This window comes from Hydrogenophaga sp. ZJX-1 (assembly GCF_048590325.1).
In the GTDB taxonomy this organism is placed as follows: domain Bacteria; phylum Pseudomonadota; class Gammaproteobacteria; order Burkholderiales; family Burkholderiaceae_C; genus Hydrogenophaga.
Genome location: NZ_JBMBRA010000005.1, coordinates 353429 through 379782 on the forward strand (window position 1 = coordinate 353429; position 26354 = coordinate 379782).

General features: G+C 66.9%; 30 protein-coding genes. 14 read left to right on the plus strand and 16 right to left on the minus strand.

What is annotated here, in order from left to right:
- Window positions 1-153: 153 nt before the first annotated feature.
- Window positions 154-1122, minus strand: coding sequence for a helix-turn-helix transcriptional regulator (locus ACN5W5_RS16670; protein WP_420049606.1), 969 nt, complete (start codon window positions 1120-1122; stop codon window positions 154-156).
- Window positions 1123-1235: 113 nt separating this feature from the next.
- Between ACN5W5_RS16670 and ACN5W5_RS16675 the strand changes: the two genes are divergently transcribed.
- Window positions 1236-1841: a glutathione S-transferase family protein gene (locus ACN5W5_RS16675; RefSeq protein WP_420049607.1), complete on the plus strand. Its 606-nt coding sequence runs from the start codon at window positions 1236-1238 to the stop codon at window positions 1839-1841.
- Window positions 1842-1902: 61 nt separating this feature from the next.
- Window positions 1903-2778, plus strand: a complete 876-nt coding sequence (locus ACN5W5_RS16680) for an alpha/beta fold hydrolase (protein WP_420049608.1) — start codon at window positions 1903-1905, stop codon at window positions 2776-2778.
- A gap of 139 nt (window positions 2779-2917) precedes the next feature.
- On the opposite strand, the gene ACN5W5_RS16685 is transcribed toward ACN5W5_RS16680, so the two are convergent.
- Window positions 2918-3286, minus strand: a complete 369-nt coding sequence (locus ACN5W5_RS16685) for an antibiotic biosynthesis monooxygenase family protein (protein WP_420049609.1) — start codon at window positions 3284-3286, stop codon at window positions 2918-2920.
- A 14-nt stretch (window positions 3287-3300) separates the two neighbouring features.
- Window positions 3301-4068, minus strand: a complete 768-nt coding sequence (locus ACN5W5_RS16690; protein WP_420049610.1) for a nuclear transport factor 2 family protein — start codon at window positions 4066-4068, stop codon at window positions 3301-3303.
- Window positions 4069-4249: 181 nt separating this feature from the next.
- Here ACN5W5_RS16690 and ACN5W5_RS16695 point away from each other — a divergent pair, with 181 nt between their 5' ends.
- Entirely contained in the window at window positions 4250-5200 is a 951-nt protein-coding gene (locus ACN5W5_RS16695) for a helix-turn-helix domain-containing protein (RefSeq protein WP_420049611.1), read from the plus strand.
- 31 nt (window positions 5201-5231) lie between these two features.
- Here ACN5W5_RS16695 and ACN5W5_RS16700 read toward each other — a convergent pair whose 3' ends face one another.
- Window positions 5232-6014 (minus strand): SDR family oxidoreductase, encoded by a 783-nt coding sequence (locus ACN5W5_RS16700; protein ID WP_420049612.1) that lies wholly within the window; start codon window positions 6012-6014, stop codon window positions 5232-5234.
- On the minus strand, window positions 6011-6340 hold the full coding sequence (locus ACN5W5_RS16705; RefSeq protein WP_420049613.1) for a nuclear transport factor 2 family protein: 330 nt from the start codon (window positions 6338-6340) through the stop codon (window positions 6011-6013). Before ACN5W5_RS16705 ends, ACN5W5_RS16700 begins: the two co-directional genes overlap by 4 nt.
- A gap of 99 nt (window positions 6341-6439) precedes the next feature.
- On the opposite strand from ACN5W5_RS16705, the gene ACN5W5_RS16710 reads away from it, so the two are divergent.
- Window positions 6440-7360 carry a LysR family transcriptional regulator gene (locus ACN5W5_RS16710; RefSeq protein WP_420049614.1) on the plus strand — a complete coding sequence of 307 codons (921 nt, stop codon included), beginning with the start codon at window positions 6440-6442 and terminating at the stop codon, window positions 7358-7360.
- On the opposite strand, the gene ACN5W5_RS16715 is transcribed toward ACN5W5_RS16710, so the two are convergent.
- The 4 genes from ACN5W5_RS16715 to ACN5W5_RS16730 form a co-directional block, all read right to left on the minus strand.
- The gene (locus tag ACN5W5_RS16715; RefSeq protein ID WP_420049615.1) at window positions 7351-8043 is read right to left on the minus strand and encodes an ArsR/SmtB family transcription factor; all 693 of its coding nucleotides are present in this window, start codon (window positions 8041-8043) and stop codon (window positions 7351-7353) included. The genes ACN5W5_RS16710 and ACN5W5_RS16715 overlap by 10 nt on opposite strands.
- Before the next feature lie 5 nt (window positions 8044-8048).
- Window positions 8049-8393 carry an antibiotic biosynthesis monooxygenase family protein gene (locus tag ACN5W5_RS16720; protein ID WP_420049616.1) on the minus strand — a complete coding sequence of 115 codons (345 nt, stop codon included), beginning with the start codon at window positions 8391-8393 and terminating at the stop codon, window positions 8049-8051.
- Window positions 8390-8737: an NIPSNAP family protein gene (locus ACN5W5_RS16725; RefSeq protein ID WP_420049617.1), complete on the minus strand. Its 348-nt coding sequence runs from the start codon at window positions 8735-8737 to the stop codon at window positions 8390-8392. Before ACN5W5_RS16725 ends, ACN5W5_RS16720 begins: the two co-directional genes overlap by 4 nt.
- 116 nt (window positions 8738-8853) lie before the next feature.
- Window positions 8854-10764: an FAD-dependent monooxygenase gene (locus tag ACN5W5_RS16730; protein WP_420049618.1), complete on the minus strand. Its 1911-nt coding sequence runs from the start codon at window positions 10762-10764 to the stop codon at window positions 8854-8856.
- Between the two features lie 156 nt (window positions 10765-10920).
- On the opposite strand from ACN5W5_RS16730, the gene ACN5W5_RS16735 reads away from it, so the two are divergent.
- Window positions 10921-11340 carry a MarR family winged helix-turn-helix transcriptional regulator gene (locus ACN5W5_RS16735; RefSeq protein ID WP_420049619.1) on the plus strand — a complete coding sequence of 140 codons (420 nt, stop codon included), beginning with the start codon at window positions 10921-10923 and terminating at the stop codon, window positions 11338-11340.
- A 47-nt stretch (window positions 11341-11387) separates the two neighbouring features.
- Here ACN5W5_RS16735 and ACN5W5_RS16740 read toward each other — a convergent pair whose 3' ends face one another.
- Window positions 11388-12053, minus strand: coding sequence for a nitroreductase family protein (locus ACN5W5_RS16740; RefSeq protein ID WP_420049620.1), 666 nt, complete (start codon window positions 12051-12053; stop codon window positions 11388-11390).
- Between the two features lie 122 nt (window positions 12054-12175).
- Window positions 12176-12412: an ATP-binding protein gene (locus tag ACN5W5_RS16745; protein ID WP_420049621.1), complete on the minus strand. Its 237-nt coding sequence runs from the start codon at window positions 12410-12412 to the stop codon at window positions 12176-12178.
- A 20-nt stretch (window positions 12413-12432) separates the two neighbouring features.
- On the opposite strand from ACN5W5_RS16745, the gene ACN5W5_RS16750 reads away from it, so the two are divergent.
- Window positions 12433-12900, plus strand: coding sequence for a CoA-binding protein (locus ACN5W5_RS16750; protein ID WP_420049622.1), 468 nt, complete (start codon window positions 12433-12435; stop codon window positions 12898-12900).
- A gap of 3 nt (window positions 12901-12903) precedes the next feature.
- Window positions 12904-14190, plus strand: coding sequence for an O-acetylhomoserine aminocarboxypropyltransferase/cysteine synthase family protein (locus ACN5W5_RS16755; RefSeq protein ID WP_420049623.1), 1287 nt, complete (start codon window positions 12904-12906; stop codon window positions 14188-14190).
- Window positions 14191-14193: 3 nt separating this feature from the next.
- Here the strand turns inward: ACN5W5_RS16755 and ACN5W5_RS16760 are convergent, their stop codons facing one another.
- Window positions 14194-14910 carry an NUDIX hydrolase gene (locus ACN5W5_RS16760; RefSeq protein ID WP_420049624.1) on the minus strand — a complete coding sequence of 239 codons (717 nt, stop codon included), beginning with the start codon at window positions 14908-14910 and terminating at the stop codon, window positions 14194-14196.
- 112 nt (window positions 14911-15022) lie between these two features.
- Between ACN5W5_RS16760 and ACN5W5_RS16765 the strand changes: the two genes are divergently transcribed.
- From ACN5W5_RS16765 to ACN5W5_RS16780, 4 genes are all read left to right on the plus strand, one after another.
- A complete protein-coding gene (locus ACN5W5_RS16765) occupies window positions 15023-15886 on the plus strand; it encodes a cysteine hydrolase (protein ID WP_420049625.1) in 864 nt (287 codons plus the stop codon).
- Between the two features lie 13 nt (window positions 15887-15899).
- Window positions 15900-17102: a nicotinate phosphoribosyltransferase gene (gene pncB / locus ACN5W5_RS16770; RefSeq protein WP_420049626.1), complete on the plus strand. Its 1203-nt coding sequence runs from the start codon at window positions 15900-15902 to the stop codon at window positions 17100-17102.
- Window positions 17099-18799, plus strand: coding sequence for an NAD+ synthase (locus ACN5W5_RS16775; RefSeq protein ID WP_420049627.1), 1701 nt, complete (start codon window positions 17099-17101; stop codon window positions 18797-18799). The genes pncB and ACN5W5_RS16775 overlap by 4 nt, the downstream gene beginning before the upstream one ends.
- A 110-nt stretch (window positions 18800-18909) precedes the next feature.
- Window positions 18910-19968: a bifunctional nicotinamide-nucleotide adenylyltransferase/Nudix hydroxylase gene (locus ACN5W5_RS16780; protein WP_420049628.1), complete on the plus strand. Its 1059-nt coding sequence runs from the start codon at window positions 18910-18912 to the stop codon at window positions 19966-19968.
- A 71-nt stretch (window positions 19969-20039) separates the two neighbouring features.
- On the opposite strand, the gene ACN5W5_RS16785 is transcribed toward ACN5W5_RS16780, so the two are convergent.
- Entirely contained in the window at window positions 20040-20342 is a 303-nt protein-coding gene (locus ACN5W5_RS16785) for an RNA recognition motif domain-containing protein (RefSeq protein ID WP_420049629.1), read from the minus strand.
- Between the two features lie 330 nt (window positions 20343-20672).
- On the opposite strand from ACN5W5_RS16785, the gene ACN5W5_RS16790 reads away from it, so the two are divergent.
- Entirely contained in the window at window positions 20673-20882 is a 210-nt protein-coding gene (locus tag ACN5W5_RS16790) for a heavy-metal-associated domain-containing protein (RefSeq protein WP_420049630.1), read from the plus strand.
- Here ACN5W5_RS16790 and ACN5W5_RS16795 read toward each other — a convergent pair.
- The gene (locus ACN5W5_RS16795; RefSeq protein ID WP_420049631.1) at window positions 20879-21367 is read right to left on the minus strand and encodes a thioredoxin family protein; all 489 of its coding nucleotides are present in this window, start codon (window positions 21365-21367) and stop codon (window positions 20879-20881) included. The genes ACN5W5_RS16790 and ACN5W5_RS16795 overlap by 4 nt on opposite strands.
- A 17-nt stretch (window positions 21368-21384) precedes the next feature.
- Between ACN5W5_RS16795 and ACN5W5_RS16800 the strand changes: the two genes are divergently transcribed.
- Together ACN5W5_RS16800 and ACN5W5_RS16805 are read left to right on the plus strand one after the other, a co-directional pair.
- Window positions 21385-22161, plus strand: coding sequence for a DUF4239 domain-containing protein (locus tag ACN5W5_RS16800; RefSeq protein ID WP_177136676.1), 777 nt, complete (start codon window positions 21385-21387; stop codon window positions 22159-22161).
- Window positions 22158-22451 carry an acylphosphatase gene (locus tag ACN5W5_RS16805; RefSeq protein WP_420049632.1) on the plus strand — a complete coding sequence of 98 codons (294 nt, stop codon included), beginning with the start codon at window positions 22158-22160 and terminating at the stop codon, window positions 22449-22451. Before ACN5W5_RS16800 ends, ACN5W5_RS16805 begins: the two co-directional genes overlap by 4 nt.
- 249 nt (window positions 22452-22700) lie before the next feature.
- Here the strand turns inward: ACN5W5_RS16805 and ACN5W5_RS16810 are convergent, their stop codons facing one another.
- Window positions 22701-23564: an HNH endonuclease gene (locus ACN5W5_RS16810; RefSeq protein WP_420049633.1), complete on the minus strand. Its 864-nt coding sequence runs from the start codon at window positions 23562-23564 to the stop codon at window positions 22701-22703.
- A gap of 138 nt (window positions 23565-23702) precedes the next feature.
- A complete protein-coding gene (gene gyrB / locus ACN5W5_RS16815) occupies window positions 23703-26348 on the minus strand; it encodes a DNA topoisomerase (ATP-hydrolyzing) subunit B (RefSeq protein ID WP_420049634.1) in 2646 nt (881 codons plus the stop codon).
- Window positions 26349-26354: the final 6 nt, after the last annotated feature.

Consider the following 26354-nt stretch of genomic DNA (forward strand, 5'->3'; position numbering starts at 1 on the left):
GCTAATGACCGTATAAAGCTGGGCAATCTCTCCGGGGCTATCTCTGATGCAGGTCCATCGCTATCGTTTAGTGGGGTAGCCGACTGATATGCCGCAATCAGCCTATACCGGTCTTCACGTGAACCCTGCACCGTTCGCCGCGGCCACCGAAGCTCAGCCACCACCCCGCGCCAAGCTCCGCCCCACCCGCTCACTCGCCCGGCGCAGCCGCTCCTTCAGCACGGGTGGCTCCAGCACATCAAACTCCACGTCCAGCGCCATGAGCCAGTAGACCAGCGAGTCCAGCTGGCCCGTGCCGCAGAGCATGAGGCAGTGCGCGTCGTCAATCGCTTCCAGCGTGGCGGCCGATGGGGGGATGGTCTTCGCCATCACCTCGCGCGACTGGTGCAGCACCACGCGTGCCTGGTCGCCCTGCTGGTGCACGCCGGCCATGGCCCCGGTGACGTAGGCGCGCAGGTCGCCTGCGGGCGCCGGGCGTGGCGCGAAGTGCACGCCGGTGCGGGGTGTGCCCTGCACGCGGTCGATGCGGAAGGTGCGCCAGTCGTCGCGCGCCGGGTCCCAGGCCACCAGGTACCAGTGGTGGCCGGTGTGCACCAGCCCGTGCGGCTGCACCTGGCGCACGCTGGTCTGGCCGCGCAGGTCGCGGTAACTGAAGCCCACCTGCAGCTGGTCGCGGCAGGCCGTGGCCAGGGTGGCCAGCACGCTGGCGTCGATGGTGGGCCCCATGCGCTGCACCGGCACGATGGCCGAGCGCAGCGCGCCCGTGCGGCGGCGCAGGCGGGTGGGCATCACCTGTTCCAGCTTCACCAGCGCGCGCAGCGAGCTTTCTTCCACGCCGCTCACGGTGCCGGCCGCGGCGATCTGCAGGGCAATGGCCACCGCCAGCGCCTCCTCGTCGTCCAGCAGCAGCGGCGGCAGCGTCTGCCCCGCGCGAAACGCGTAGCCGCCCGCCACGCCGCTGCTGGCGTGAATGGGGTAGCCGAGCTGGCGCAGCCGGTCGATGTCGCGCCGCAGCGTGCGCGGGTGCACCGCCAGCCGCTCGGCCAGCTCGGGGCCGGCCCAGTGGCTGCGCGTTTGCAGCAGCGAAAGGACGCGCAGCAGGCGCGAGGACGATGACAGCATGGTTGCACTCTAACTTTTATTGAGGGCCGGAACTGTCCGCAATGGGCGCGACATTGCAGCCACGGGTTCGGCGCGGTGTCGGGCCCGCCATTCACACCACCAAGGAGCCCAACATGCCCCAAATCGTTCTCTACTGGCACCCCATGTCCAGCGCCACCCCGGTCGCCTGCGCCCTCGCCGAACTCGGCGTGCCGCACGAGCGCGTCAAGATCGACATCACCACCGGCGAGCAGCGCCGGCCCGACTACCTGGCCCTCAACCCCAATGGCAAGGTGCCCACGATCACGGTGGACGGCGCGCCGATGTTCGAGGCGCTGGCCATCGAACTGTGGCTAGGCCACACCTATGGCGTGAAAAGCGGCCTGTGGCCGGCCGGTGGCACGCCGGAACACTTGCAGGCCATGTCATGGAGCACCTGGGCCTACGTGACCTATGGCGCGCAGGTGTTCCGGCTGCAGGCCGCGAAAGACATGGGCACGCCCGGCGACGCGCACGGCACCGCCGCGCACAAGGCCCTGGACGAACTGCTCACCGTGCTCGATGGGCGCCTGAGCCAGCGGCCCTGGTTGCTCGGCGAGGCGTACACGCTGGCCGACCTGATCGTGGCCTCGGTGATCGGCTACAGCGTCTACCTGGGTGCACCGGTGGACAAGCACCCGACCACGAACGCCTGGCTGCAGAAGGTGCAGGCGCGTCCGTCGATGCAGATCGACGCCTGACCGGAGCGCCTTGCCGTTTTCACTAGGTCGGGCGGAGCGTGTGCGGGGTGAGAATGGTCCGATGACCACCTCGACCTCCTCCTTCATCTCCGACGCCGACCGCGCCCCGATCGCGACCTACACCTGGGCCGACGTGGCCGGCCCGCCCACCGGCGTGGTGCAGATCGCCCACGGGCTGGCCGAGCACGGTGAACGCTACGACCGGTTTGCCCGGGCGCTCAACGCGGCCGGCTTCGTGGTCCACGCGGTCGACCACCGTGGGCACGGGCGCACCGCCAACGGGCGCCTGGGTGACTTCGGCGCGGCGGGTTTCGGCGGCCTGATCGCCGACGTGGCCCAGTTCGGCGCCGCGCTGCGCGCGCAGCACGGCGTCCTGCCGGTGTTTCTGTTTGGGCACTCGATGGGCTCGTTTGCCGCGCAGGCGGCCATGCTCGACCACTCCGCCACATGGTCGGGTGTGGTGCTGTCCGGCTCGACCGCGCTGGACGCGTTCGGCGCGGCCATGGCCAACGCGCCCGCGGACGCACCCGCCGGGCTCGAAGCCTTCAACGCGGGCTTCGAGCACCGCACGGGCTACGAATGGCTGTCGCGCGACCCCGCCGAGGTGGACGCCTACGTGGCCAACCCCTGGTGTGGCTGGGACGTGCCGGCCGATGTGATCCCCGCCTTGTTCGAGCCCGCGCCCCGGGTGGCCGATCCCGCGCTGCTGGCCGGCATCCGCCGCGACCTGCCGGTGCTGATCGCCTCCGGCGACGCCGACCCGCTGGCCGGCCGCGGCGCGCTGATCCAGCTGCTGGGCCAACGCTACCGCGAGGCGGGCCTGGCCGATGTGACGGTGAAGCTGTACCCCGGCGCCCGCCACGAAATCCTGAACGAGACCAACGGCGACGAGGTGACCACCGACATCGTGGCCTGGCTCCGCGCCCACGCGGCGTAGGCGCCGGACACGCCTTGACCGGTCGGGGCTATCCCGCCGTCACCGTCACATACCGCCCCGCCAGGTGACCGTGGCAACAGCGCGCATCGCGAAAGCGTGCCGGGGCGGTGTCGTGTCGACCCGGGGCACGAACCAGACCCTAGCGTTGGTAGCGCTTCATGCGCATGGTCGAGGCGTCGATCTTCGACATGAACGATGCGGCGGCGGGCGCCTGCTCGAAGGTCGCCATCGATGCGTCGGCGTCCTGGGCCGACTGCCAATGCACGATGACCAGCCATTCGCCTTGCGCGCCGTGAGCGCTTTCGCGCGACACGAAGCCCGGCTGCTTGGCGACGTGATCCCGCTCCACGACGAGGTCGATCGGGGCGAACTCGGCGACAGACACGCCGGGTTTGAGCTGGAAGGTCACCACTTCGATGACCTGGCCACCATGACCGGTGGCCAGGTCCGGCGGGACCGCGAACGAGGTCAGCAGGGCGTTGCCCGGCAGAAACTTCAAGGGGTTCATCGGTCCGTCCTGCTTCAGAACTTGCCGTTGGGGTTCTTCCACGCCGACCGCGCCGGGATGGCTTCGATCGTGTCCCAGTGTTCGGCGATCTTGCCGTTCTCGACCCGGAAGAGGTCGTAGAACGCGCTGGGCTTGCCGGCAAATTCGCCTTCGCTGGCGGTGAGCACGAAGTTGCCTTCGCCCAGCACCTTGTGCACCTTGCTGTATTTCATGGTCACACCGGCCTTGGCCATGGCCTGGAGCGCGGCGCCCAGGCCCGACAGGCCATCGGCGATCTGCGGGTTGTGCTGGTGGTAGTTGTCGCCGTCGTAGTAGCCGGCCAGCTTGTCCATGCGGCCATTCACCAGGATGTCGTCGACGAACGCCGCCACCAGCTGCTTGTTGGCGGCCGTCTCGTCCAGGTCCTTCGCCACGGTGGGGCCGTCGATCATCGTGCGCCCGCTCGGGTTGGGCTTGGCAGGCGTCTCCTGCAGGTTGTCCCAGTGTTCGACGATCTGGCCGTCTTCGAAGCGGAAGATGTCGAAGCCGATCTTCGGGCCGAAGAAGTTGTAGTCGGTGTGCGCGAAGACGAAGTCGCCGTCCTGGAAAACGCGCACGGTGTTCACCTTGGCCGAGCCCTTGGGCAGCGCCTGCAGCGCCGCGCCGAAACCGGCCAGGCCGTCGCCGACGGCGAGGTTGTGCTGGATGTACTTGCCGGGGTTGACGACCGCCACGGGGGCCGATTCGCCGGTCTCGATCGCTTTGAGCAGTGCGACGACTTGTTCTTTGGGCTGAGAGGACATGGAGGTTCCTTGGGAAGAAGAGGAGGGCGATGCGCAGCCAGCGACAACGGCCAGAAGGCCCAGCGTGAGGATTCGGGACGGGAAAGTGCGGAGGGAAGGCATCGGAGTGAACAGTGGTTGGTTTGAGGCGCCTACTGTGCCGGCATCCCCGGCGGGTTGCTAGGTCATCGTCGAGCAATTGATGGTAGAAATCGCGCATGTGCCCATCGATGGGTTGAAAGGATGGCTGGTGACCCAGAACCGGAAGGTGCTGCGCGAGACACGCTTCGAGAGTGCGCGGCTGAACCCCATCGGCGTGGAGCTGATGCGCTTGTCGGAACTGCGCGCCCGTGTGCCGGTGGAGCAGTTTTTCGAGACGGAGCGCGTCGAGTTCTTCATGGTTCTCGTGGCCACCACCGGGCGCGGGGACCATCGGGTCGATTTCGAGCGCTTCGGGTTGCGCGCGGGCGGGGTTGTCTTCGTGAGACCCGGGCAGGTGCAGCAATGGCAGCCGACGGATGGCTTCGATGCGGATGTGTTGCTGATCAACCCGGCGGTCGTGCAGCCGACGGTCGCCAGGTTCCGGCAGGGGACGATGGCACTGCTGCGTCTGGAGGAGTGGCCGCTTCACTTCCTGATGGACGCCGACGGGCTGGCGGACTGGCGCTCCCTGGCCACGATGCTGCGCAGGGAACTCGACCAGCCGTTGCTGGACGAGCTGTCGGCTGCGATGGCGCACGAACTGCTCATGTGCATGATGCTCCGCCTCAGCCGGTCGGCGACGGGCCAGGCGACATCGCCGACGGTGCCGGCGATGCTGGTCCGGCGCATGCGGCGGGAGCTGGATGCCATGGTCGATACCCGCCCGTCGGTGGCGCTGCTCGCCCGCCGCTTGCGCGTCTCGACGAGTACCCTGACGCGCGCCTGCAAGGACGTGCTGGGGCATTCGGCCAAGGAGGCGGTGGACCGGCGCGTGGCCCTGGAAGCCCAGCGTCTGCTCGTGCACAGCACGTCGACATCGGTGGCGATCGGCGAGCTGCTCGGCTTCAGCGAACCGACGAACTTCGTCAAGTTCTTCCGGCGCCGGGTCGGCACGACGCCCGAGGCGTTCCGGCGGTCGCATCGCCTGCCGCCGCATCGGCAAGGCGCATGACCAGCGATGTCGGACGGCTGGCCACCGGGCCCTAGACCGTCGGCACCGTGCCACCGTCGATCAGGTGCTCTGAGCCCGAGATGGAGCCCGCGCGCGGCGACACCAGAAAGGTGATCAGGTCGGCCACTTCCTCCGGCCGGGCCGGGCGTCCGAGCGGGATGCCACCCAGCGACTGCATGATGATGCGCTGGCCGCCCTCGTAGTCCGTCCCGGCCTGGCTTGCCAGCCGCTCGGCCAGCGCCACCGAGGCCTCCGTCTCGATCCAGCCGGGCGCGACGCTCAGCACGCGAACGCCCTTCGGTGTCACCTCTTTCGACAGCGCTTTGCTGTAGGTGGACAGGGCCGCCTTGGCCGCGGCGTAGGCGGTCGTCGATTCCGGCAAGGGCAGCAGGCGCTGGATCGAGCTCACGTGAACGATGACGCCGGAGCCCTGGGCCAGCATGGCGGGCAGCAGCGCGCGGTCGAGCCGCACGGCGGGCATCAGGTTCAGGTTCAGCTCGTTGAACCAGTGCGCATCGTCCAGGGCCGCGAAGCCGCCGCCCGGTGCGCTGGAGCCCCCCAGCACGTTGACGAGGATGTCCACGCCGCCCCATTGGCTGAGCACCGACTGCGCCACGTCCGCCACCCCCTGCGCCGTGGTGAGATCGGCGGCGATGCAGGTCACGCCGTCGATGGGCGTCGCGGGCAGCGAACGCGCCGTCGTCATCACCTGCACGCCCGCTGCGTGCAGCGCACGCACCACGGCCGCGCCCACGCCCTTGGTGCCGCCCGAGACCAGCGCGCGCCGGCCTTGAAGTTGAAGATCGAAGCTCATGGTGCGATCTCCAGCGAGGCGATCAGGCCGCGTTCCAGGCGAAAGCGGTACCGCAGGTCCACCGGGCTGCCTGGGAAGTTGCCGGTCACCCGGCCGCTGACGACGTGGTGCCCGTGGTCCTGGTCGAGCGCGAAGGGTTCGGTCGAGTAGGCGTATTGGGTTGATGCGGCTGCCTTCCACGCCCGGATGGCGTCCAGGCCGGTGTGGGTGTGGCCTTCGTCCTGCACGGTGGCCTGCGCGGTGAAGCAGCGGGCCAGCGCGTCGGGGTTCTGCCGGTCGGCCGCGAAGTAGGCGGCGATGGGTTCAGGAAGCTTCAGAGTGGTCATGGTGAGGACTCCTGGTGGTTGAAGGCCTCAGGATGCGACCGCTGGAGAAATTAGTAAATCACCTAGAATCCGAATGGGTTATTTAGCAATGAGTACACAATGCGCGGCTCCGACTACGCCGAACTGAAAGCCTTTGCCGCCGTGGTCGAGCGCAGCAGCTTTGCCCGGGCCGCCGAGCACCTCGGTGTGTCGCCTTCCGCGCTGAGCCAGACCATCCGCCAGCTCGAAGCCCGGCTGGGTGCGCGGCTGCTGAACCGCACCACCCGCAGCGTGGCGCCGACCGCAGCAGGCGAGCAGCTGCACGCCCGCATCGCACCGCTGTTCCGGGCGATGGACGACGCCGTGGCCGAGGCCAGCGCGGCGGGGGGGCAGATGAGCGGAACGCTGCGCATCAACACCCTGGGGATGGCGGCGCGGCAGATCATCGCGCCGCGGCTGGGCCGGTTTCACCGTGCGCACCCGGATGTGTCGCTGGACATCGTGGTCGACGACGGGCTGAGCGACATCGTCGCGGGCCGCTTCGATGCGGGCATCCGGGTGGGCGCGCGGCTGGAGAAGGACATGATCGCGGTGCGCCTGACGCCGGACGTGAAGATGGTCGCCGTGGCGTCGCCCGACTACCTGGCGCGGCGCGGTCTGCCGCAATCACCCGCCGACCTGCATCACCACGCCTGCATCAACTGGCGGCTGCAGTCCGACGGCCGGGCCTACCAGTGGGAGTTCGAAAAACGGGGAAGGCGGGTCGAGGTGGCGGTGACAGGTCCACTGGTCACCAACCAGTCCGACATCGGCGTCGCCGCCGCACTGCAAGGCTTGGGCATTGCCTACGCCTTCGACCGCGAACGCGTCGATGAGCATCTCGCCCAGGGACAGCTTGTGCAGGTGCTGGCCGACTGGTCGATCACGCGCCCGGGCCTGTACATCTATTACTCGAACCGGCACCAACAGGCTGCGGTGCTGCGCGCTTTCATCGATTGTTTGCTGGACCGTGACCTGGCCAAGCCGGCCCCTCACGCTTGAGGGGCCAACAGGGGCAGCAAGGCCTGTTGCCCCACCGGCGTCACCGCCACATCCCGCCCCGTCCCCCGCCGCACCCAGCCCTGCGCCACCAGATGCAGGTACAGCTGGTCGGCCAGTTCGCCCGCCAGGTGGTCGCGCCGCTCGGACCAGTCCAGGCACGGGTAGGCGTAGCGCCTTTTCTTGCCGGGCTCGGGCGCCTCGAAACCCAGCCGCAGCAGCCACGCGCGGCCGCTGTCGGTGAGCGTGAAGCCGCTGCTCGCCGGCTGCAGTCCATCGGCCGCCATCAGGCCGTCGAACAGCCGGGTGCCCAGCCGCCCCGCCAGGTGCCCGTAGCAGCAGCGCGCCTCGCGCAGCCGAGCCCGTTCGGGCGATGAGGCCCATTGCTGTTCGTGTTCGCCGCGCTCGGCCACCACGGCCAGGGCTTCCAGCGCGTGGGCCACGTCGGCGTCGGCGAGGCGGTAGTAGCGGTGGCGCCCGCGCGGTTCGCAGACCACGAAGCGGGCGTCGAGCAGCTGGGTGAGGTGGCCGCTGGCGGTGGCGGGCGTCACGGACGCGGCACGGGCCAGTTCGCTGGCGCTGGCGCATTCGCCGCTGAGCAGGTAGGCCAGCATGCGCGAACGCGCCGGGTCGGCCACCATGGCGGCCACGCGGGCGAGGCGGGGTTCGTGCTGGTTGCGGGTCATGGCCCTCAGCGTAGCGCAGCCCGGGAGTCTTCGGGCGCCTGCGTGCGTTCGTACAGGCCGTAGTCGCGCAGCACCGCGGCCACGCGCAGGCGGTAGTCGGCAAACACCGCCGAGCGCCCGGCCTGCTGCGCAGCGCGGTGGTGGTCCTGTTCGCGCCAGGCGCGCACGGCGGTCTCGTCGCGCCAGAAGCTGAGCGACAGGTAGCGCCCCGGCCGGGCCAGGCTCTCGAACCGCTCCACCGAGATGAAACCGTCCATGGTCTGCAGCTCGGGCAACAGGCTGGCCGCGGTGTCGAGGTAGCGCGGCGCGGCCCCCTCGTGCGGTTCGACTTCGAAGATCACCGCGATCATGGCGCCACCTGCCGCGGCTGGTGGACCGTGCCGGCCACGTCTTCGAGCCAGGTGCGCTCTTCGCGCAGGATGAAGCGCTGCGCCTGCGCCATCTCGAAGTTGGCGCGGCCTTCGGGGTCGGTGCGCAGCACGGCGCGGTAGCGCTCGTAGGCGGCCAGGTCGTCAAACCCGATCAAACCCCAGGCGATGTCATTGCTGCCTTCGTGCGGCAGGAAGTAGCCGAGCAGGTTGCCGCCGCAGCGGGGAATGATGCGGCCCCAGGCCTCGGCGTAGCGGCGGAAGGCCTCGCGCTGGAAGGGGTCGATCTGGTAGCGGATGAAGCAGGTGATGGAGGTGGCGGCCATGGCGTCGGGCACGGGTGTGGAACAGGGAGTCCACTGTGCGGCCGGCCGGCCCCCGCATGCTTCGGTCTGCGCCGAAGTGTGCGGGGTGCTCAGCCCATGTCCCAGTACCCGCTACCTCAGCGCAGCACCCCGGCAAAGAACGCCGAGAGTTCCTCAAACCCGTCCAGCGGCAGCACATTCGCGATGTACTGGTCGGGGCGCACCACGATCATGCAACCGCGTTCGCGGTCAATCCCGCGCATGTCGTAGATGTCGCCCGCGCCCTTGTGGTCCACGCAGAAGATCTTCTCGTGGTCCTGCAGGCCGAGCTGGCCGGTCCTGGGCTTGAGCAGCGAGGGCATGTGCTCGTAGGCGAGCTGGTCGAAGGTCTGCTGGAACACGGCGCGCACGTCGATCACCGCGTCGATGTCTTCGCCCTGGCGGGTGTGTTTGATGACCGGGGACTTCGGGTCGGTCTCCAGCCAGTCCGCGAGCTTGTGGATCGCGGAACCCGGGTTGGAGCTGTCGGCCTGGCCGGCGAAGGCGTAGATGCGCCAGCGCGCGTCGGCCTCGGCGGCGTGGCCGAGTTGCATCTGCTTGGCGTCGGACAGGCGCACCACGGGGGCCGAGTGGAAGCGGCGGCCGATCTCTTCGCCTTGGGCGAGCGCCTGGTGCGTCGGCGGCGCGAACAGGGTTGAGGTGTCGTACTTCACCGCGGTGCCGCCGGTGAATTCGAGGTTGGCCTTGAACTGGCGGATGATGCGCGGCTCCTCGGTGCCGTCGCGCTCGGCCTGGGTGGTGGGCGCCGACATGATGCGCGACCATTCGTGGTCGGTCTCGACCAGGCGCTTGGCTTCGGTCAGGCGCTCTTTCGAATAGCTGCGCAGCAGGCTGGCGTCGGCGCGGCCCTGCAGCACGTGCACCAGCTTCCAGCCGAGGTTGAAGGTGTCCTGCATCGAGACGTTCATGCCTTGGCCCGCCTTGGGCGAGTGGGTGTGGCAGGCGTCGCCGGCGGTGAACACGCGGGGCGCGCGGTCCGAGCCTTCGGGCACGTCGTCGAACTTGTCGGTGAGGCTGTGGCCGATGTCGTAGATCGACCACCAGACCACTTCCTTCACGTCGATCGAGTAGGGTTGGATGATGCGGTTGGCCGCCGCGATCATGTCCTCCTGTGTGAACTTGCGGCTCGCGGCTTTCTCGCCGTCCTTGAGCTTGTCGAGCTCCACGTACATGCGGAACACGTAACCGCCCTCGCGCGGCAGGATCAGCACGTTGCCCTCGCTGGCCGACGAGATCAGGCACTTCTGGCGCACGTCGGGGAAGTCGGTGTTGGCCAGGATGTCCATCACGCCCCAGGCCTGGTGCGCGGCGTCGCCGTGCAGTTCGCCGCCGATGGATTTGCGCACCGCCGAATGGGCGCCGTCGCAGCCGACCACGTAGTTCGCCCGCACCGTGCGCGTGGCCCACCAGTTCACGCCGCTGGCGTCCTTGAGCGTCACCGTCACCGGGTGGTCGTCGGTGTTGGGGTCCACCGTCAGGCTCACGATCTCCCAGCTGTAGTCGGGCTCCAGGCGCGAGGCCGAGTTCTTCATGACTTCGAGAAACAGCTCGTGCAGCCGCGCCTGGTTGATCAGGATGTGCGGCATTTCCGAGCTGTCGTCGGCCACGTCCTGCACCCGGCCGACGCGCTTGATGTGCTGCGGGTTGACCGGGTCAGGCATCCAGAAGTTGGTCTGGTTCACCCAGTAGGTCTCGCGCTTGACCTTGTCGGCGAAACCGAAGGCCTGGAACATCTCCATGGTGCGCGTGTTGATGCCGTCGGCCTTGCCCTTGATGATGTTGGTGGGCATGCGCTCGACGATCATCGTCTCGATATCCGGGAACTGCGCGAGCTGGGCGGCGAGACACAGGCCCGCCGGGCCGGTGCCGGCGATCAGCACGTCGACCTTCTCGGGCAAGGGTTCGTTGACGCCCCGGTTGCGGCGGTTGGGCGCGGCCTGTTTGACGTCGGGGTTGCCGCCGCGGAAGCCATCCTTGTAGAACTGCATTGCTTGTCTCCTGGGTTTGAAGAGCACCATGAAAATTCGGTGTGTGTGCAAATGATATCTATACTTACTATTTGGTGTCAATACGGTACGTATACTTATCAACGGGGCCAGCCGGCGCACCCGATGGGAAGCAGAACTTTGAAACGGAGCGAGAGGATGGACTCACTCGACATGGCGGGGCACCTGATCCGCCGCCTGCACCAGCAGTCCACCCTGGTCTTCGTGCAGCGCACGCAGGCGGCGGGCTTTGATCTGACGCCGATCCAGTTTGCGGCGCTCGACGCGATCCACAACCAGCCCGGCACGGACCAGGCGCGGGTGGCCGAAATGATCGCCTACGACCGCGCCACCATCGGCGGCGTCATCGAGCGTCTGGAACAGAAGGGGTGGGTGCGCCGCGTCGTCAGCGAGCGGGACCGCCGGGCGCGCGAACTGTCGCTGACCCCCGAAGGGCAACGCATCTTCAAGGCGCTGGTCCCGGTCGTGAGGAGCCTGCAGGACGACATCCTGCCGTCACTGGGCGACGCAGACCGTGCGCGCTTTCTCAAACTGGCCCGGCAGGCCGTGGGGCAGTAGCCACGCTTGATCGGCCGCGCCGTGACCAGCGGCGCGGTCAGATCACATCACTTCACTTCGGTCGCGAACTGCTCCAGCGGGCGGCGCACCTTCTTCAGGTTCACCAGCCAGTCGCCCTCGTCGGCGCGGTAGCCCAGCGGCAAGATCGCGACACTGCGCAGACCGCGTTCGCGCAGCTTCAGGATCTCGTCCAGCTTGGCCGGGTCGAAGCCTTCCATGGGCGTGCTGTCCACCTCTTCAAACGCGGCGGCGATCAGGGCGGCGCCCAGGCCGATGTAGGCCTGGCGGGCGGCGTGCTGGAAGTTCACTTCGGCGTCGCGCGGCGGGTAGGTCTTGAGCAGCAGCTGGCGGTAATTTTCCCAGCCTTCGTTGGTGCCGCCGCGCTGTTCGTTCGTGAGGTCGAACATGTGGTTGATGCGCTCGGGCGTGTAGTTGTCCCAGGCGGCGAACACGAGCAGGTGCGAGCCGTCGGTGATCTGCGCCTGGTTCCAGGCGATGGGCTGGATCTGCTCGCGCACGGCCTTGCTGGTGACGACGATGATCTCGTAGGGCTGCAGGCCGCTGGAGGTGGGCGCCAGGCGCGCGGCTTCGACGATGCGGTCCACCTTGTCTTGCGGCACGGCCCGGGTGGCGTCCATCTTCTTGGCGGCGTAGCGCCATTGCAGTTTGTCGAGCAGGACGGGGGCGTGGATGGGTGACGACAGATCGCTCAAGGGTTTTCTCCGATGGGGGGCGCCCACACGGCGTGGGCGGATGGGCCATCTTGCTGCATTGCAGCAAATGAGGTCGGCTGTCGCGCAGAAGACGGCGCTGCGCCGACCCAAGTGGTGGGCGCTCAGCGCAAATCGGCGGGATCGGGTATACGCACCATCGTGATGGCGTCGAAGGGGCACTTCACCACGCACTTCGCGCAACCGGTGCAGCCCGCCGCGTCGTGCAGCGTGCTCTTCTTCTGCCAGTTCGGGGCCGTCTCCAGCGAGAGCACGTGCGGCGGGCAGACGCCCACGCACCAGCCGCAGCCGGTGCAGCGCGTCGGGTTGATGACAGGCAGGGCCTTGCGTTCGGTCGCCATGCCGTTATTGTGTGTGCACCATGCAAGACGACATACCCACCCTGCGCCGCATCCTCGCGCGCGACCGCATCATCGCCGTGGTCGGCCTCTCGGCCGAATGGCACCGCCCCAGCCACTTCGCCGCCAAGTACCTGCAGGAGCACGGCTACCGCATCGTGCCGGTGAACCCGCGCTACCCGGAAATCCTGGGCGAAAAGAGCTATCCGCGGCTGGAAGACATTCCCTTCCCGGTCGACATGGTCGACGTGTTCCGCAAGGCCGAAGAAATCCCGGCCGTGGCACGCAGCGCCGTCGCCATCGGTGCCAAGACGCTGTGGCAACAGCTCGGCCTGATGAGCGAAGAAGCCGACCGCATCGCCACCGCCGCCGGGCTCGACTCGGTGTGGGACCGCTGCGTGAAGATCGAACACGCGCGCCTCTTCGGCGGGCTCAACTGGGCCGGGGTGAACACCCAGGTCATCTCGGCCCACCGGCCAAGGCAGGGCTGAACCATGGCCGACCGCAGCTTCCAGCCCGAAACCCTGGCCATCCACGCGGGCCAGATCCCCGACGCCGCCACCGGCGCGCGCGCCCTGCCGATCTACCAGACCACCAGCTTCGTCTTCGACAGCGCCGAACACGCCGCCAGCCTGTTCAACCTGCAGACCTTCGGCAATGTCTACTCGCGCCTCTCCAACCCCACCGTCGCCGCGCTCGAAGAGCGTGTGGCGGCGCTGGAGGGCGGCCGCGCGGCGGTGGCCACCGCCAGCGGCATGGCGGCCGAAGCGCTGGCGCTCACCACGCTGCTGCAGGCGGGCGACCACGTCGTTGCTGCCGGCGCGCTGTATGGCGGCAGCGTCACCATGCTCGCGGTCAACCTCAAGAAGTTCGGCATCGAGACCAGCTTCGTGGACGCGACGGACCCCGACGCTTTCGCCGCCGCCATCCGCCCGAACACGCGCGCCGTGTTTGCCGAAACGCTGGGCAACCCGAGCATGGTCGTGCTCGACATCGCGGCCGTGGCCGACGTGGCCCACGCACACGGCCTGCCGCTGATGGTGGACAACACCGTGCCCAGCCCCTTCCTCTGCAACCCGCTGAAACACGGCGCCGACATCGTGGTGCACAGCGCCACCAAATACCTCGCCGGCCACGGCACCACGCTCGGCGGCGTGGTGGTCGAAGGCGGGAAATTCCCGTGGGACAACGGCAAGTTCCCTGGCATGACCGAGCCTTCGCCCGGCTACCACGGCGTGAGGTTCTACGAAACCTTTGGCGACTTCGGCTTCACCATGCGCTGCCGCATGGAAGGCCTGCGCGTCTTCGGCGCCGCACTCTCGCCCACCAGCGCCTGGCAGATCCTGCAGGGCGTGGAGACGCTGCCGCTGCGCATGGAGCGCCACTGCGCCAACGCGCTCGCCGTGGCGCAGTACCTGAAAGACGACCCGCGCGTGGGCTGGGTCAACTACCCCGGCCTGCCCGACCACCCGCAACACGGGCTCATGAAAGAGCAGATGCGCGGAGCCTCCGGCCTGCTCGCGTTCGGCGTGAAAGGCGGGCTCGAACAAGGTGTGAAGTTCATCGAAAGCGCGCAGTTCATGAGCCACCTCGTCAACATCGGCGACACGCGCACCCTCATCAGCCACCCCGCCAGCACCACCCACCGCCAGCTCGATGCGGCCCAGCAGCTCGCGGCCGGCGTGCCGCCCGACATGGTGCGCATCTCGGTCGGTCTGGAGCACATCGACGACATCCTGTGGGACATCGATCAGGCGCTGGACCGGGCGGTCAGCGCCTGACGCTCACTCCCCCGACTTGAACGTGCGCGGGAACACCGTGGCCTGGTCGCGCTCGCGCAGACGGTAGCCCATGGCCGGGCGGCCGTGGTCGCCGGTCACCATGCCGACTTCTTCGAGATAGGCAGCGTCCAGCATGCGCTTGCGAAAGGCGCTCTTGTCCAGCGGACGGCCCAGCACCACCTCGTACACCCGCTGCAGCTGCGGCAGCGTGAACGGCTCGGGCAGCAGGAAGGCGGGCAGCGAGGTGTATTCCACCTTGCTGCGCAGGCGCTCGATGGCGGTGCTCAGGATGGTGTTGTGGTCAAAGGCCAGGCGCCGGCGCGCGGCCTGGTCACAGGGCACCCACTCGGTGATGGTGGCGCTGCCCTCGGCCGCTTCGGGCTGCGGGATCAGCGCAAAGTACGCGTGGGTGGTGGACCAGCCGCGCGGGTCGCGCTTTGCGTCACCCCAGCTGCCCAGTTGCTCCAGGTAGGGCGCGGCCACACCCGTCTTGTCGCGCAGCTTGCGCTCGGCGCAGGCCAGCAGCGAGGCGTCGCGCTCCACATCGACAAAGCCGCCGGGCAGCGCCCAGCGCGCCGGGTAGGGCTCGCCCGCGCCCTCGGGGCGTCGCACCAGCAGCACGCAGAGCTGATCGGCCATCACCGTGAAGATGACCACATCGACCGTGACCAGGGGCCGCTCGAAAGCCACCGCCTTGAAAACCACACGAGAAGAAGACATGTCTTGACACCGTTTGATTGAGTTGTACTATACAACCCATATAAGTTGTACAGTACAACTCAAAGACAAAACAGCCGATTCGTTTACCCTGCCATCGACCCAGGAGGACACCATGAACCGCCCCATCGCCCTGTTGATCATCGACCCGCAGAACGACTTCTGCGACCTGCCCGAGGCCTGGCGCGGTTTCGACCCGGTGCGCAACGCGCTGGCCGCGCCCGCGCTGCCGGTGAGCGGCGCGCACGCGGACATGCTGCGCCTGGCGTCACTCATCGAGCAGGGCGGCGCCGGCCTCTCCAGCATCGTCGTCACGCTCGACTCGCACCAGCGCTACGACATCGCCCACCCCACCTTCTGGCAGACCGGCGCGGGCGAGGCCGTGAGCCCCTTCACCGCCATCACCGCCGCGCAGGTGCGCGCCGGCAGCTACGCACCACGCGACCCCGCCGCGCTGCCGCGCACCCTGGCCTACCTTGACGCGTTGGAGCAGGCCGGCCGTTACACGCTCATGGTGTGGCCGGTGCACTGCGAGATCGGCAGCTGGGGCCACAACGTGCACCCCGCCGTCAAGGCCGCCTACAACCGCTGGGAAGACCAGCGCCTGGGCGTGGTGCAGAAGATCATCAAGGGAACGAACCCGTGGACCGAGCACTACAGCGCCATGCAGGCGGAGGTGCCCGACGCCACCGACCCCGACACGCAGCTCAACCGCGATCTCATCGCGCAGCTGGACGAGTCCGATCTCATCGTCATCGCGGGCGAAGCCAGCAGCCACTGCGTCAAGGCCACGACCGAGCACCTCGCGCAATACCTGCCTTCGCGCCAGCTGGGCAAGCTGCTGCTGGTCAGCGACGCCATGAGTCCGGTCGCAGGCTTCGAAGCACAGGCGCAGGCTTTCCTCGACGACATGCAGCGCCAGGGTGCCCGCGGCGCCACCTGCGCCGAAGTCCTTCCCCTTCTTCAGGCCAACGCCTGAGCCAGGAGCCACCATGGAACCCGTCATCACCAGCCTGCTGGACACCGACCTCTACAAGTACACGATGTGGCAGACCATGCTGCACCGCTTTCCGCAGACGCAGGCCGAATACAGCTTCGTCTGCCGCAACCCGCCCGCCTACCCGCTGGCCGAGCTGCTGCCGCAGGTGAACTCCGAGCTCGATGCCCTGTGCGCGCTCAGCTTCCGCGAAGACGAGCTGGCCTACATCGGCGGCCTGCGCTACATCAAGAGCGACTTCGTCGACTTCCTGCGCATCTTCCGTTTCCAGCGCAACTTCATCGAAGCACGCGCCGAAGGCGCACACCTGCGCATCGTCGCCCGGGGACCGCAGGTGCACGTCATGGCGTTCGAGATCTTCGTGCTCGCCATCGTCAACGAGCTCTACTTCCGCCGCTTCGACCGTGCCGCCGCTGAAGCCGAGGGGCGTTTGCGACTGCAGACCAAGCTCGACCAGCTGCGCGCCCTGGACCACGAAGCGCCGTTGCGCCACCCCTTCGAGCTGTTCGACTTCGGCGTGCGCCGCCGCTTCTCGCGCAGCTGGCAACGTGAAGTGGTGGCCGCATTCCAGGACCAGGCGCCGCAGTTCTTCAAGGGAACGTCCAACGTCTTGCTCGCGCGCGATCTCGGTCTCGTGCCCATCGGCACCATGGCCCACGAGTACCTGCAGACCTACCAGGCGCTGGGCGTGCGCCTGCGCGATTTCCAGAAGGCGGCGTTGGAAGACTGGGTGCAGGAATACCGCGGTGACCTCGGCATCGCCCTCACCGACGTGGTCGGCATGGACGCCTTCCTCGCCGACTTCGACCTCTATTTCGCCAAGCTCTTTGACGGCCTGCGCCACGACTCGGGCGACCCGCTGGTGTGGGCGAACAAGGCCTTGGCCCACTACGAGAAGCTGCGCATCGACCCGCACACCAAACGCCTCGTGTTCTCCGACGGTCTCACCATCGACAAGGCGTTGGCGCTGTACCACGCCCTGGGCAACCGCACGCAGCTGGGCTTCGGCATCGGCACGCACCTCACCAACGACGTGGGCCTCACGCCGCTCAACATCGTCATGAAGCTCACCAGCGCCAACGGCCAGCCGGTGGCCAAGCTCTCCGACTCGCCGGGCAAGACCCTGTGCGACGACCAGACCTTCCTCGCCTACCTGCGCCAGGTGTTCAACGTGCCCATCCTTGCGGAGGACTCATGATCAAGGTCACCCTCGCACAGCTCAACGTCACCGTCGGCGAAATGGACGGCAACGTGCGCAAGATGATCGCCGCCGCGCAACGCGCGCGCGACGATGCGGCCGACCTCGTCGTCTTCTCCGAACTCTCGCTCACCGGCTACTACCCCGGCGACCTGCTCGACGAACCGCAATTCATGGCGCGGGTGTCCGTGGGTTTCGAAGCCCTGCTCCAGGCCTCGCGCCAGATGCCCGCGCTGCACTGGGTGGTGGGCCTGCCTGCGGTGCACACCGGCCCGGGCAAGCCGCTGCGCAATGTGTTGCGCGTGCTGCGCGGTGGCGAGGTGCTGCTCGAATACGCCAAGCAGCTGCTGCCCACCTACAACATCTTCAACGAGCGCCGCCATTTCGAGCCCGGCCCCGACGTGGCCAAGGTGCTGCGCATCGGCACCGCGCAGGTCGGCTTCCTGATCTGCGAAGACGGCTGGAACGACGACGGCAGCGATTACGCCGTCAACCCGTTCGACCGCCTGCGCGACGCCGCGCCCGACCTGGTGGTCTCCATCAACGCCAGCCCGTCCCACATCGGCAAGCGCGAGCAGCGCCACCAGATCTTCGCCGCCGCCAGCCACCGCAACCACCTGCCCATCCTGTATGTGAACCAGATCGGTGGTCACGACCAGCTGGTCTACGACGGCGCGTCTTTTGCCGTCGAGCCGAAGGCGGGTGTGGTGTTCGAGGCGCGCCGTTTTGAAGAAGACGTGACCACGCTGCGAATCGACGCCCACGGCTTCAGGGCCGCCGACGGCGAGCCCCTGCCCGCCGTGCCCGCCGCCGGCCTGTCCACCATGGCTTTTTACCGCCAGCAGATCGTGCTCGGCCTGCGCGACTACGCGCGCCGCTGCGGCTTCACGCAGGCGGTGGTCGGCTCCTCGGGCGGCATCGACTCGGCCATCACGCTCGCGCTCGCCGCCGCGGCCTTCGGCCCGGATCGCGTGACCGCCATCACCATGCCCTCGGTGTACTCCTCGGCGGGTTCGGTGGACGATTCGCAAACCCTGTGCGACGGTCTCGGTGTGCGTCTGTACCGCCACCCCATTGCCGATCTGGTGCAGGGCTACAGCGCCGGTTTCGAAGCCGCCTTTGGCGCGCCGCTGCAAGGCCTGTCGCTGGAGAACCTGCAGGCGCGCATCCGCGGCACCATCCTCATGGAATATTCCAACACCTGGGGCCACCTGCTGCTCACCACCGGCAACAAGTCGGAAATGTCGGTCGGCTACTGCACGCTGTATGGCGACACCAACGGTGGTCTCGGCCTCATCGGTGATCTGTACAAGACCGAGGTCTTCGCGCTCTCTCGCCACCTCAACGAGGCCACTGGCCGCGAGATCATTCCCCGCGCCATCATCGGGAAGCCGCCCTCCGCCGAGCTCGCGCCCGACCAGAAGGACACCGACAGCCTGCCGCCCTACGAGGTGCTCGACGAAGTGCTCAAGCACCTGATCGAAGGCCACGGCCTGGCGCACGAGGAACGCGAACAGGTCGAAGCCTACGTCGCCCAACTCGTGCAACTGCCCGATGGTGCGGCGCTGGTGGACCGCATCCGCCGCCTGGTCGCCCGCAGCGAGTACAAACGCCGTCAGGCCCCACCCGTCATCCGCGTGCGTGCCCGCGCCTTTGGCTCGGGGCGTCAAATGCCCATCGCCGCCCAACACTTCTGATACGGACTTGCCATCAAAGCGATAACTGCGTTGCAAAGCCTTGCTGTGCTACAGCACTGTCTGCGGCTTTGCGCCTTGTTCTCGCTCCGATGGCAAGTCCGTAAGACACCATGAACACATCAACACACAAATTCACCGCAGCCATCTGCATCGGCCGTTTCCAGGGCCTGCACTTCGGCCAGTTGGCGGTCATCCGCCGCGCCCTGCTGCTCGCGCCGCGCGTGGTCATCTTCATCGGCTCGGCGTTCCAGGCGCGCACGCCCAAGAACCCGTTCACGTGGGAGGAGCGCGTCGAGATGATCCGCCTGGCGCTGACAGCCGAAGAGGCCGGGCGTGTGGGCTTCGTGCCCGTGCGCGACTACTTCGATGGGCAGCGCTGGGTGGCGGCGGTGCGCGAGGGCGTGCGGGCGCAGCTGGGCGATCTGCCCGCGGGCCAGACCGTGCTCGTGGGCCACCGCAAAGACGCCACCAGCGAGTACCTGAGCGACTTCCCCGGCTGGCTGCTCGACGACGTGGGCAGCCAGGGCGACATGCATTCCAGCACCCTGCGCGATGCCTTCTTCGGCGCCGCTGGCGAACCGCTGGAGCCCGCGCTCGCGGCCCTGGTCAGCCAGGCGCCGCCGTCCACCCTCGGCTTCCTGCGCGCCTGGGCGCAGCTGCCCTGCTACCGCGAACTCGCGGCCGAATGGGCCAGCCTGCGCGCCGAGCACGCGCTCTGGGCCAGCGCACCCTACCCGCCCGTGTTCGTCACGGTGGACGCGCTGATCGAATGCGCGGGCCATGTGCTGCTCATCGTGCGCGGCCGCGCGCCCGGCAAGGGCCTGTACGCGCTGCCCGGCGGCTTCCTGGAGCAGCGCGAGACGGTCTACCAGTCGGCCCTGCGCGAGCTGCAGGAAGAAACCGGCCTGCACCTGCTGCCCGGTGACATCGCCCACGCGCTCAAGGGAGTGCGCGTGTTCGACCACCCGGACCGCAGCCAGCGCGGCCGCGTCATCACCCACGCCCACCATTTCGATCTGGGCGCGCGCCGGCTGCCCGAGGTGAGCGGCAGCGACGACGCCTTGTCGGCCAGCTGGGTGCCGATCGGCGAACTCGCCGCCATGGAAGACCGCTTCCACGACGACCACTTCCACATCCTCGACAGCTTCCTGGGCCTCACCGGAGCGTGACCCGCTTGCGCCCGGCGCAGACGAAAAAAAACCGGCCAGAAGGCCGGTTTTCAGAACTGAGGCGTCAGTGCTCAGTAGCCGCCGCGCGAGCCGCGGTCACCGCCGCCGTAGCCGCCGGTGCTCGGCTCTTTCGGGCGCGAGATGTTCACCACGATCGAGCGGCCGTCAACCGACATGCCGTTCAGGCTCTGGATCGCGGCCTCGGCCTGTTCGGCGGTGGACATTTCCACAAAGCCGAAGCCCTTGGAGCGACCGGTGTCGCGGTCCATCATGACCTTGGCCGACGTCACGCCGCCAAACTCCGTGAAGTTGTTGCGCAGGATGGCGTCGTCGATGGAATAAGGCAGGTTGCCCACGTAAAGTTTGGTGCTCATGACAGAGCCTTTCAAAGAAATTGCGCTTCAGCCAGGCCGAGCCCGACAGCGCATGAATGAGCAGCGTCCGAGGGACACCGCAGGAACGGGTTTTGCGAAGATGCACAAGGCCTGAGCCGTTGCGAACCTGCGCGAAGCTGAATGGTGGGGGTGTCTGCAGCTCAACAGAACATCGCGACCGAATGGCGTCGGCGCTGACCGGGGCCTGAGATGCCACCGGCTGGGCGGTGTGGGTTGGCGGAAGCCACCGAACACAGTCCAATTCGGCATTATATTTAATGATAAATATAAATGCAAGTTTATATTGAAACCAGTTAGAAAGAGGCCCGAATGCCCGAAACCACCTTCCACATCCCCACCCTGCAAACGCAGGAAGACGCCGACGCCGTCATGTTCGAGCTGCAAGACCTGCCCTGCGTCAACCAGGCCGACGTCAACCTCGCCGAACACACCGCCTGGGTCAGCCACACCGGCATGATCTCGGCCGACGACATCGCGGCCCGGCTGCAGGAAGCCGGCTTCGAGGCGCAGGCGGTTTAAACCGCGGACATCTCCGGCCCGTCCTGCCGGCCCCACAGATGCGCCGCCAGCACCGCCGCCGGGCCACCGATGCCCGCAGGCGATTCCACCGCCCCACCCAGCCGGTCCATCAACAGCAACAGGGCCTCCGCCTGCGGCGGGATCGCACCCATGAAGAGCGCCTGGTCCTTGCGGCACAGCAACACCGTGGGAAAGGTCTCGATGTCGATCCCGACCGCGTCCATCAGCTCGGCCTCATCCTCAATGTCCAGCCAGCGCCACTGCAACTCCGGATGCCGCGCAGCCAGCTCCGCCATCACCGGACGCCAAGCCCGGCAGGCACTGCACCAATCCGCACACAGACAAACAGCCCACACGATCCAGACCCCCGAGAACAATGATTCAAACGTGCGGGGAGCATACCCGCGCCCCAATCGGATCGGGCCGCGTTCCAGGTGCGGGTCAGCGTCATGTGCACCGCGCCGCGCTTGAAGGGCCTTGGCCACTCGCGCATGATTGGCCTATGGAACCCACCCGCCTCGCCATCTACGACCATTACGCCTACGCCGCTGTCGCCCTGATCGGCACCGCCGTTGCCGCCCTGCTGTTGCTGCGCGTGCTCGCCGCGCCGCGCTGGCGCGCGGGCATGCTCACGCTAAGCGGTGTCGTCCCGCCCTTCCTCAACATCCTGGGCGTGTTGTTCGGCCTCACGCTCGCCTTCATCGCGAACGACACCTGGAGCGCCCACGACCGCGCCATGAGCGCCGTCTACCGCGAAGCCGACAGCCTGCGCACGCTCGATGCGCTCGCGCGCGGCCTGCCCGAGGTGCCGCAGGCCGCGCTGCGCGCCGCGGTGAGCGAACACGCCGCCGCCACCGCCTCTGAATGGCAGCAGCTCGCCCACCGCAGCAGCAGCCCCGCCGCGCAACAGAGCGCCGATCACCTGCTCAGCCTCGTCGCCAGCCCCGCCATGGCGCACGCCGCCAGCGCCAGCGTGCACAGCCTCATGCTGGGCGCCGTCGTCCACCTGCGTAACGACCGCGACCAGCGCATCGCCCTGAGCCAGATGCATGTCAACCCGCTCAAGTGGATGGGCATGGCCTTCCTCGGCCTGCTCACCATGGTGTCTATCGCCATCGTGCACGTCGAGCAACTGCGCGCCGCCACTGTGGCCATTGTGCTGTTTGCCGTGGCCGCCGCGCCCACCGCCGCCATCGTGCTCATGCAGGGCAACCCTTTCCAGACCCCGTCCTTCGTCTCGCCCGCACCCATCGCGCAAATGGCCCAGCCGTCCCCATGACCGACACCACTCCCATCACCCGCCACCTGCGCATCACCGGCCGCGTGCAGGGCGTGGGCTACCGCTGGAACATGGCGCAGCAGGCCAACGCCATGGGCCTGAGCGGCTGGGTGCGCAACCGGCAAGACGGCAGCGTGGAAGCCGTGGTTTGCGGTCCGGTGGAGGCGGTGCAGGCGCTCATTGGCTGGGCGCAGCGCGGGCCGATGGGGGCGCGGGTGGATGGGGTGGCGGTGACCCAAGAGCAACCCTTTGATGGGTCTCCCGGGTTTGATCAGCGGGAGACCTTGTAGGGTAGGACAACGTTCTGACCTACACCTTGTGGCCCTGTGCACTAAGTGCGAACGTTTTTTGGGCAAGAGTTGACAGTGCGGTTTGCCAATAGGCGAGATGTAGCCAAATTTTTTCCTGCTGCGACTTCAGCGATTCAGACGCTGCAGGTGGTGGAAGGGACGCTGGTCTATCTGGACCAGTGTTTTGGCGATTGGTACGTTTGCTACATCACCAAGGAGTTTTGCATCAAAAGTACGAAGTTTCCAAAACTATCTCTTCACGTTTGCCCTGAGGAAGACCATGTCTCGGTGGAATTCTAGGTATTGACCTTGGCCTGCTGAAAACTGCCCAACGTTCTCGAGCATGTTCGACGAGATTCCCATCTTGGCCATCGAACAGCGATCGGCCACGGGAGACACCAAGACATCCCCGTTGCTCTTGAACGAGAGGAATCCCCGGTCAAAGAGCAAATCCGCATCTGGCGTGAGCAAGAAACCGTTCTCGCCGTCAAGCCTCTCCGCGTTACTTGCATCTCGCCAAGGCTTTGTATGACTTGCCCGCAAATACTCGGGATTTGAAACGCCCGTCAGCCGACAGTGTCTCTCAATTTGAGCAACTCTTGATCGAAACAGTCCTTGCCCTCGGCGCGCCATAACAATGGCGTGCTTTTCCGTTTCGGCGATCTTGGTGTCAGTCAATATATTTTGAACTTGATGTTCTTCCCAAGCCAACTGTCCGCTGTACAACTCATTTACCCCCGGTTCCGATGCGCTCCAGGCTTGAATGATCCCCCTTGCTTCAACACCAATCAGATCAACAAGGCGTGTTGCCAAGAGTTCAGGAACTTCGGTCAAGTAGATATTTTGCTGGCCATGACCATTGGGTCTGAGCGGTGAGTACCTAACTGGAAGATACGGGCGAAGTCGATCCATCTCATTCATGGGACGAATGACATTCTTCAGCTCTACAAAACGCACATTCACACGCCACCCGATTTTTTCCCAGTAGGCGCCAACGCTTCCAAACTCAAGCGGTTTTGGTGCCTCGTAGGCGTTCGATTCGGCGATACCAATTGCTCTGATGTTCGTATCGCAGAAGGAAAAAATCACGTCCCCAGGCGAGACTTCACGCATGAACTCATAGAACGGGTTGACCTGTCCGTTCGTCTTCGCCTTTGGGGACCACAGGTAACCTCCCGGCACTTCGTGACGGTATGTTTGGTTCTGGTTAACCCACCAGTAGCGCATACCCGAAGTGCCGAGTTTTCGAAATCAGACGTCGATATTCCCCGCCCGCAATGCGTTCGTCTCGATGAAATCCCGCCGCGGTTCCACTTCATCCCCCATCAGCATCGTGAACACGCGGTCGGCTTCGATCGCGTCGTCGATCTGCACGCGCAGCAGGCGGCGCACGGTGGGGTCCATGGTGGTTTCCCAGAGCTGGGCGGGGTTCATTTCGCCCAGGCCTTTGTAGCGCTGGCGGCTGGTGGTGCGCTCGGCTTCGCTGATGAGCCACTGCATGGCGGTGCGGAAGTCGCTGGCCTTTTCTTCCTTTTGTTTGTCGCCTTCGCCGCGCATGACCTTGGCGCCTTCGCCGAGCAGGCCGCGGAAGGTGTCGGCGGCGGTGGCCAGGGCGGCGTAGTCGGCGCCGTGCACGAAGTCCTGCGTGATGATGCTGCTTTTGATGTTGCCGTGGTGGCGGCGGCTGATGCGCAGGATGGGCTTGTCGGTGCGGGCGTCGAACTCGCCAGCCACTTCGGCGGGCACGCCGCTGGTGGTGAGCTCGCGCAGCTTGGCCTGCAGGGCCACGGCGCTGGCTTCGGCTTCTTCCAGGGTGTCGAGCTTGATGGACACGCCGTCGGCCATGGCGCGCAGGGCTTCGGCGTCCATGAAATTGGACAGGCGCGTGATCACGCGCTCCGCCACCTGGTGCTTGCGGGCGAGTTCGCCCAGGGTGTCGCCTTCGAGCACGGTGTTGGTCGCTCCGCCGGTGGACACCTTGGCGTCTTTCAGCGCGATGCGCAGCAGGAAGCCGTCCAGCGCGGGGCCGTCTTTCAGGTACAGCTCTTCCTTGCCGGCCTTCACCTTGTAGAGCGGCGGCTGGGCGATGTAGATGTGGCCGCGCTCGACCAGCTCGGGCATCTGGCGGTAGAAGAAGGTGAGCAGCAGGGTGCGGATGTGGGCGCCGTCGACGTCGGCGTCGGTCATGATGATGATGCGGTGGTAGCGCAGCTTGGCGACGTTGAAGTCGTCGGCGCCGGTGCCGCCCGAGCCGCCGTTGCCATTGCCGTCACCGCCGGCCTTGCCGATGCCGGTGCCCAGCGCGGTGATGAGCGTCAGGATTTCGTTGGAGGTGAGCAGCTTTTCGTAGCGCGCTTTTTCGACGTTCAGGATCTTGCCGCGCAGCGGCAGGATCGCCTGGAACTTGCGGTCGCGGCCCTGCTTGGCGGAGCCACCGGCGGAGTCGCCCTCGACGATGTAGATCTCGCACAGCGCCGGGTCTTTTTCCTGGCAGTCGGCCAGTTTGCCGGGCAGGCCCATGCCGTCGAGCACGCCCTTGCGGCGGGTCATCTCGCGCGCCTTGCGGGCGGCTTCGCGGGCGCGGGCGGCTTCGACGATCTTGCCGCAGATGATCTTGGCGTCGTTCGGGCGCTCCTGCAGGTAGTCGCTCAGCAGGCGGCTGACGATGTCTTCCACCGGGCCACGCACTTCGCTGGACACCAGCTTGTCTTTGGTCTGGCTGCTGAACTTGGGTTCGGGCACCTTGACGCTGAGCACGCAGCACAGGCCTTCGCGCATGTCGTCGCCGGTGACTTCGACCTTGGCCTTCTTGGCGAACTCGTTTTCTTCGATGTACTTGTTGATGACGCGCGTCATCGCGGCGCGCAGGCCGGTCAGGTGCGTGCCGCCGTCGCGCTGCGGGATGTTGTTGGTGAAGCAGAGCACCTGCTCGTTGTAGCCGCTGTTCCACTGCATGGCGACTTCCACACCGATGTTGGTGCCCTGGTCGCTGGCGCGGTCGCCGAGTGCATGGAACACATTGGGGTGCAGGACGGTCTTGCCCTTGTTGATGAAATCCACGAAGCCCTTGACGCCGCCGGCGCCGGAGAAGTCGTCTTCCTTGCCGCTGCGTTCGTCCTTCAGGCGGATGCGCACGCCGTTGTTCAGGAACGAGAGTTCGCGCAGGCGCTTGGACAGGATCTCGTAGTGGAAGTCGCTGTTCTCTTTGAAGATGTCGTAGTCGGGCAGGAAGTGCACCTCGGTGCCGCGCTTCTCTGTCGCGCCCGAAGTCCGCATGGGCGAGATCTCGATACCGTTCGGGGTGGTTTCCAGCAGGCGGTTCTGCACGAAGCCGCGGGCAAACTCGATCTGGTGCACCAGGCCTTCACGGCGCACGGTCAGGCGCAGCCATTGCGAGAGCGCGTTCACGCAGCTGACGCCCACGCCGTGCAGGCCGCCCGAGACCTTGTAGCTGTTCTGGTTGAACTTCCCGCCGGCGTGCAGCTCGGTCAGCGCGATCTCGGCGGCCGAGCGCTTGGGCTCGTGCTTGTCGTCCATCTTCACGCCGGTGGGGATGCCGCGGCCGTTGTCGGTGACGCTGATCGAGTTGTCGCTGTGGATGGTGACGACGATGTCGTCGCAGTGGCCGGCCAGCGCCTCATCGATGGAGTTGTCCACCACCTCGAACACCAGGTGGTGCAGGCCGGTGCCGTCGGAGGTGTCGCCGATGTACATGCCCGGGCGCTTGCGCACCGCTTCCAGGCCTTCCAGGATCTGGATGGCCCCTTCGCCATACCCCTCGCTCGCGCCGGCCTGGTGGGCGTCGATGGTGGGCTGGAAATTCGAGCTGGCGGACCCTGCTTCACCGGTGTTGACGGCAACGGATTCGGGTTCTGCGGGCTTGTTGGCTTCGGACATGGTGGA

Bases quoted from the DNA above. Each gene is read 5' to 3' on its own strand.
- ACN5W5_RS16670 (WP_420049606.1), bottom strand. From the start codon at position 1,122: ATGCTGTCATCGTCCTCGCGCCTGCTGCGCGTCCTTTCGCTGCTGCAA.
- ACN5W5_RS16675 (WP_420049607.1), top strand. From the start codon at position 1,236: ATGCCCCAAATCGTTCTCTACTGGCACCCCATGTCCAGCGCCACCCCG.
- ACN5W5_RS16680 (WP_420049608.1), top strand. From the start codon at position 1,903: ATGACCACCTCGACCTCCTCCTTCATCTCCGACGCCGACCGCGCCCCG.
- ACN5W5_RS16685 (WP_420049609.1), bottom strand. From the start codon at position 3,286: ATGAACCCCTTGAAGTTTCTGCCGGGCAACGCCCTGCTGACCTCGTTC.
- ACN5W5_RS16690 (WP_420049610.1), bottom strand. From the start codon at position 4,068: ATGTCCTCTCAGCCCAAAGAACAAGTCGTCGCACTGCTCAAAGCGATC.
- ACN5W5_RS16695 (WP_420049611.1), top strand. From the start codon at position 4,250: ATGGTAGAAATCGCGCATGTGCCCATCGATGGGTTGAAAGGATGGCTG.
- ACN5W5_RS16700 (WP_420049612.1), bottom strand. From the start codon at position 6,014: ATGAGCTTCGATCTTCAACTTCAAGGCCGGCGCGCGCTGGTCTCGGGC.
- ACN5W5_RS16705 (WP_420049613.1), bottom strand. From the start codon at position 6,340: ATGACCACTCTGAAGCTTCCTGAACCCATCGCCGCCTACTTCGCGGCC.
- ACN5W5_RS16710 (WP_420049614.1), top strand. From the start codon at position 6,440: ATGCGCGGCTCCGACTACGCCGAACTGAAAGCCTTTGCCGCCGTGGTC.
- ACN5W5_RS16715 (WP_420049615.1), bottom strand. From the start codon at position 8,043: ATGACCCGCAACCAGCACGAACCCCGCCTCGCCCGCGTGGCCGCCATG.
- ACN5W5_RS16720 (WP_420049616.1), bottom strand. From the start codon at position 8,393: ATGATCGCGGTGATCTTCGAAGTCGAACCGCACGAGGGGGCCGCGCCG.
- ACN5W5_RS16725 (WP_420049617.1), bottom strand. From the start codon at position 8,737: ATGGCCGCCACCTCCATCACCTGCTTCATCCGCTACCAGATCGACCCC.
- ACN5W5_RS16730 (WP_420049618.1), bottom strand. From the start codon at position 10,764: ATGCAGTTCTACAAGGATGGCTTCCGCGGCGGCAACCCCGACGTCAAA.
- ACN5W5_RS16735 (WP_420049619.1), top strand. From the start codon at position 10,921: ATGGACTCACTCGACATGGCGGGGCACCTGATCCGCCGCCTGCACCAG.
- ACN5W5_RS16745 (WP_420049621.1), bottom strand. From the start codon at position 12,412: ATGGCGACCGAACGCAAGGCCCTGCCTGTCATCAACCCGACGCGCTGC.
- ACN5W5_RS16750 (WP_420049622.1), top strand. From the start codon at position 12,433: ATGCAAGACGACATACCCACCCTGCGCCGCATCCTCGCGCGCGACCGC.
- ACN5W5_RS16755 (WP_420049623.1), top strand. From the start codon at position 12,904: ATGGCCGACCGCAGCTTCCAGCCCGAAACCCTGGCCATCCACGCGGGC.
- ACN5W5_RS16760 (WP_420049624.1), bottom strand. From the start codon at position 14,910: ATGTCTTCTTCTCGTGTGGTTTTCAAGGCGGTGGCTTTCGAGCGGCCC.
- ACN5W5_RS16765 (WP_420049625.1), top strand. From the start codon at position 15,023: ATGAACCGCCCCATCGCCCTGTTGATCATCGACCCGCAGAACGACTTC.
- pncB (WP_420049626.1), top strand. From the start codon at position 15,900: ATGGAACCCGTCATCACCAGCCTGCTGGACACCGACCTCTACAAGTAC.
- ACN5W5_RS16775 (WP_420049627.1), top strand. From the start codon at position 17,099: ATGATCAAGGTCACCCTCGCACAGCTCAACGTCACCGTCGGCGAAATG.
- ACN5W5_RS16780 (WP_420049628.1), top strand. From the start codon at position 18,910: ATGAACACATCAACACACAAATTCACCGCAGCCATCTGCATCGGCCGT.
- ACN5W5_RS16785 (WP_420049629.1), bottom strand. From the start codon at position 20,342: ATGAGCACCAAACTTTACGTGGGCAACCTGCCTTATTCCATCGACGAC.
- ACN5W5_RS16790 (WP_420049630.1), top strand. From the start codon at position 20,673: ATGCCCGAAACCACCTTCCACATCCCCACCCTGCAAACGCAGGAAGAC.
- ACN5W5_RS16800 (WP_177136676.1), top strand. From the start codon at position 21,385: ATGGAACCCACCCGCCTCGCCATCTACGACCATTACGCCTACGCCGCT.
- ACN5W5_RS16805 (WP_420049632.1), top strand. From the start codon at position 22,158: ATGACCGACACCACTCCCATCACCCGCCACCTGCGCATCACCGGCCGC.
- ACN5W5_RS16810 (WP_420049633.1), bottom strand. From the start codon at position 23,564: ATGCGTGAAGTCTCGCCTGGGGACGTGATTTTTTCCTTCTGCGATACG.
- gyrB (WP_420049634.1), bottom strand. From the start codon at position 26,348: ATGTCCGAAGCCAACAAGCCCGCAGAACCCGAATCCGTTGCCGTCAAC.